At 54.4% G+C, this 3724-nt stretch carries 4 protein-coding genes and 1 pseudogene; 1 reads left to right on the top strand and 4 read right to left on the bottom strand.

Annotated features, from left to right (window positions below; all coding sequences use genetic code 11):
- The coding region (locus M0974_RS29945; RefSeq protein ID WP_297845509.1) for a cupin domain-containing protein at positions 1–344 on the bottom strand (344 nt) is incomplete at its 3' end.
- A 153-nt stretch (positions 345–497) separates the two neighbouring features.
- Between M0974_RS29945 and cobF the strand changes: the two genes are divergently transcribed.
- Positions 498–1256, top strand: coding sequence for a precorrin-6A synthase (deacetylating) (cobF, locus tag M0974_RS29940; RefSeq protein WP_297845508.1), 759 nt, complete (start codon positions 498–500; stop codon positions 1254–1256).
- A gap of 34 nt (positions 1257–1290) precedes the next feature.
- Here cobF and M0974_RS29935 read toward each other — a convergent pair whose 3' ends face one another.
- The 3 genes and pseudogenes from M0974_RS29935 to M0974_RS29925 all read right to left on the bottom strand — a co-directional run.
- Positions 1291–2589, bottom strand: coding sequence for a glycosyltransferase family 4 protein (locus M0974_RS29935; protein ID WP_297845507.1), 1299 nt, complete (start codon positions 2587–2589; stop codon positions 1291–1293).
- Between the two features lie 103 nt (positions 2590–2692).
- Entirely contained in the window at positions 2693–3211 is a 519-nt protein-coding gene (locus tag M0974_RS29930; protein ID WP_297845505.1) for an Hcp family type VI secretion system effector, read from the bottom strand.
- Positions 3212–3498: 287 nt separating this feature from the next.
- Positions 3499–3724 (bottom strand): annotated as a pseudogene (locus M0974_RS29925) (response regulator); the annotation flags it as partial.

The raw sequence follows: 3724 nt of genomic DNA, 5'->3' as shown, positions 1-3724 counted from the left end.
TTTAGCTCGGCGAACACCAGGTTACCGCTTTCAAACAACTCATCGGTGAAATTCACCAGCATGTCGCGTTTGGGCACTATCTCGTCTTCGCCGACCTGGCTAATCCAGTTGTGCGGCAGGTTAGGGCCGGTCAGGAACAGGCTCTCCGGGTAGAAGTTACCGATGTAATCGCCGACGAAGACCTTGCCTGAACTGGCCACGATCAAATGCAGCTCGTATTCCTTATGAAAATGCCAGCGCACCAGCGGGCACGGGAACCCATGTTCCCGGTAGATGATTGACAGGCCGTTGTGGTCGTCCATCAATTCGTAGGAAGGATCGGTAATTCTTGTTGTTTTTGTCATGAGTAGTTCGTCGCAATGATATGTCAGTCAGGACATCAGTGCAGCCTAGCCTTGTTCGCGTTAAGGTCCGAAGGGCCTTTAGGCTGCGTTGCCAACTAGCTTAGGTCAATATCCATAGACCTGAGTTTGCGACACTTTGGGAGTTGTTACCTAATGAAAAAAATCCTGCTGATAGGTATCGGTGCGGGGCATCCGGAGCAGATCACGGTCCAGGCGGTGAACGCGCTCAATCAGGCTGACGTGTTCTTTTTGCTCGACAAAGGTTATGAAAACGACGATCTGCTGCGGTTGAGAACGGAGATTTGTGAGCGTTATATCACCCATGAAGACTATCGGATCGTCCAGGTACAGGACCCCCAGCGCCGGGGTGATTCGCAGTCCTATGAAGCAGGAATCGAAACCTGGCATGAACAGCGTGCAGTGTTGTTCGAGCGGCTGATTGCTGATGAAGTAGGCGAGGGCGAGGTAGGAGGATTTTTGGTCTGGGGCGACCCATCGCTGTACGACAGCACCTTGCGCATTCTTGACCAGGTATTGGCCCGCGGGGCCGAGTCTTTCGATTATCAAGTGATTCCCGGAATCACCAGTGTGCAAGCGCTGGCAGCGCAGCATCGCATACCATTGAATCGCATCGGTGAGCCGATCCAGATCACAACAGGGCGCCGTTTGGCCCAGAGTCGTGCCGAGGACATCGAAAACGTAGTGGTGATGCTTGATGCTCACTGTGCATTCGATACGTTTACCGACACTGACCTCTATATCTACTGGGGCGCCTACCTGGGTACGGCGGATGAAATACTGATCGCAGGTAAGCTGAAAGACGTCAGCGCGCAGATCCAGCACGCTCGGGAAGCGGCGAGACGGGAGAAAGGCTGGATTATGGACACTTATCTATTGCGTAGGCCTCGCTGATGCATTCGCAGTTATGTTGCGGTGGGGGATCAAGCTACCCCCGATTTTTCGCCTCAATCCACTGCGCCATGTATTGGGTGCTTTTGTGGTGGTGGTGACGCAGCATGGCTCCGGTGAAGTTGTTGGTTCGGTGCTGAGCCAAGTTCGCACGACACGCTTCTATCGTGGCAATCAGGCTTGCGCAGTGCGGTTCGAATTGATAACGGTTGGCCAATACGGCCCAACCTTCTGTTTGCGCGTTATTCCAGACTGCTTCGTTGCGGTAGAGCTCAACGGCTGCGTCGGCAATGCGCTGGGCGCTGGTTGCGATCGCGCCGGGCCATGGCAGATCGCCGTGCATGGCTTCGGCGCCGACGGGGGTAGTGACACTGGGTGTGCCGCAGGTCATGGCGTCGAGCAGTTTGCCTTTGATCCCTGCCCCGAAACGTAACGGCGCCAGGCAAACCCTTGCCGCAGACATCACCTGCAGTGCGTCTTCGGCCCAGTTCATGATATGGAAGCCTTGTGCCGGATTATGCAACGCCGTGGCTTTGGGCGGCGTGTAGGAACCGTAGATGTGCAATTGCGCCGTTGGCAGCTGTTGACGGATCAATGGCCAGATGGCGGTCTTCATCCACAACACGGCATCCCAGTTGGGCGCATGGCGGAAATTGCCGATGCTGAGGAAGTGTGAGCGTTCGGTGAAGGCGGGCGCTGTGGTCGGAACCGTTTCCACTAGAAGAGGGCACCAGTGCAGAAGGGCGCTGGGCACGTTGAATTGTGAGACCAGCAAATCGATTTCCTTATCGGAGATCATCACGCTCAGGTCCGAACGGTAGATGGCCGCTATTTCACGCTGGGCCGAATCGCTACTGGCCATCGGTTGAAACATGGCCTGCTCTGACTGAGTAAAAAAATCGGCTAACTCATCAGGGGCGATCGCGTTTTTAAGGTGGGATTTGAGCGTTTGCTGACGTGCCTCGCGCAGGCTATGCAGGTCAACCGTTTCAAGAACGCGCAGGGCGTTGGGGCAGTATTTTTCTACGCGCCAGCCAAACTGCTCTTCCATCATAAAGCGATCGAACAGCACGATGTCAGGCTGAAGTTCGGTGATGAACGTATCGAAACTGCTGTTGTTGAGTTCGATGCCGACTTCGCTAATACCCAAAGCCCCTAGATCAGCCTTGTGCTCTCCTGCGGCGGCCGGACTGCTGAAGGTGACCTGCCAGCCTTGCTGCAGGAAACACTCAATCAACTGCACCATGTGCCCACCAGCCGCTGACGAACGAGGCTCCGGCCAGACATAACCAATGATAAGCACGCGGGTTGGAGTGCTCGGCAGATTGGGTTTCATGTGCAGCACATCTCGACACTATATAGGGGGCGTAATTAAACCACAGGCCGTTAACGAGCAACGGCCAGGAAATCTGGCCGTTGCTCGAAACCGTCAGCCGCGATTAGCCCGCGACTGGAGTACGCCAATCGTCAGAGCCAGACGTGCCACTGACTTCGTGGGTCCAAGTGATCTTGCGATAGGTGAAGTAAACGTCTTCGAGGTGGGTGAAGTGCGACTGGCTTGGGTCTTGGCAGTTAGGCATGCGCGAGCTCACGTCAACGATCAAGGCATCTTCCAGTTCGATGGTGTAGTAGTGCTCCTGGGCGCCGGATGAGGAGGTCCGGAACCACTCCAGACGGCATTTTGTCAGCATCTCGCCCGACGTTAATGCGCTGAAAATCAATGGCGAAGACCGGTCAAAAATCTTGGTGATCATCAACGGTTTGTGGACGCGCTGGCCGGTTGGCTGGCCGGACTGAGGGTCACGCGGAATGATGATTTGATGAGCGAAGGCTTGAACCAGAATTTGATCTTCGTGGCCTTCTTGATAAATGTTACCAACCGACTTAGCAGTAAAGGCTTCTTTGGTGATCAAGCCTTGCTTTGTGCCTGTGATCGACAGATAGGCTGGTGTTGGCATGGAACTCTCCTGGGATGAAATAATCGGTCCGCCCCGATGCGATTGCACCGTGGACGATCTGTCATTATCAAGAGCCGTGCCATCAATAATATGTGTATTAAAATCAGCTAGTTACTGATTAAAGTTGACGTGGTTTAGAGATTGAAAGCTGATTTTCTCCAACGACTGCGCAGACTTCAGCGCACCGATGAGTTGCAGTTTGCGCAGCACCTGTCAGCCCTTGGTCTTCCTCAAAACCCAATGGCGTGCGATCACCCGCTAGCTGCGCCTGAGCAATTGTCTGCACATCAATGCACTTGGCTCAAAATCGCCCTGACCTTGTCACGCAACTGGTCAATCGAGAACGGTTTCCCAATCAAGTGCATTCCTGTGGGCACCTCAATGTTCTCCGCATAACCACTGGCAAACAGCACGGGCAATGCAGGGCGCAGTTCCAGCGCCCGGTTCGCCAAGTCAACGCCTTTCATGTCAGGTAAACCCTGATCAGTCATCAGCAGGTCGAAGGTTTGTCCC

Source organism: Pseudomonas sp. (assembly GCF_026224925.1).
GTDB lineage: Bacteria > Pseudomonadota > Gammaproteobacteria > Pseudomonadales > Pseudomonadaceae > Aquipseudomonas.
Note: the sequence above shows the minus strand (reverse complement) of the source record. Positions and strands in the feature narration are given on the sequence as shown.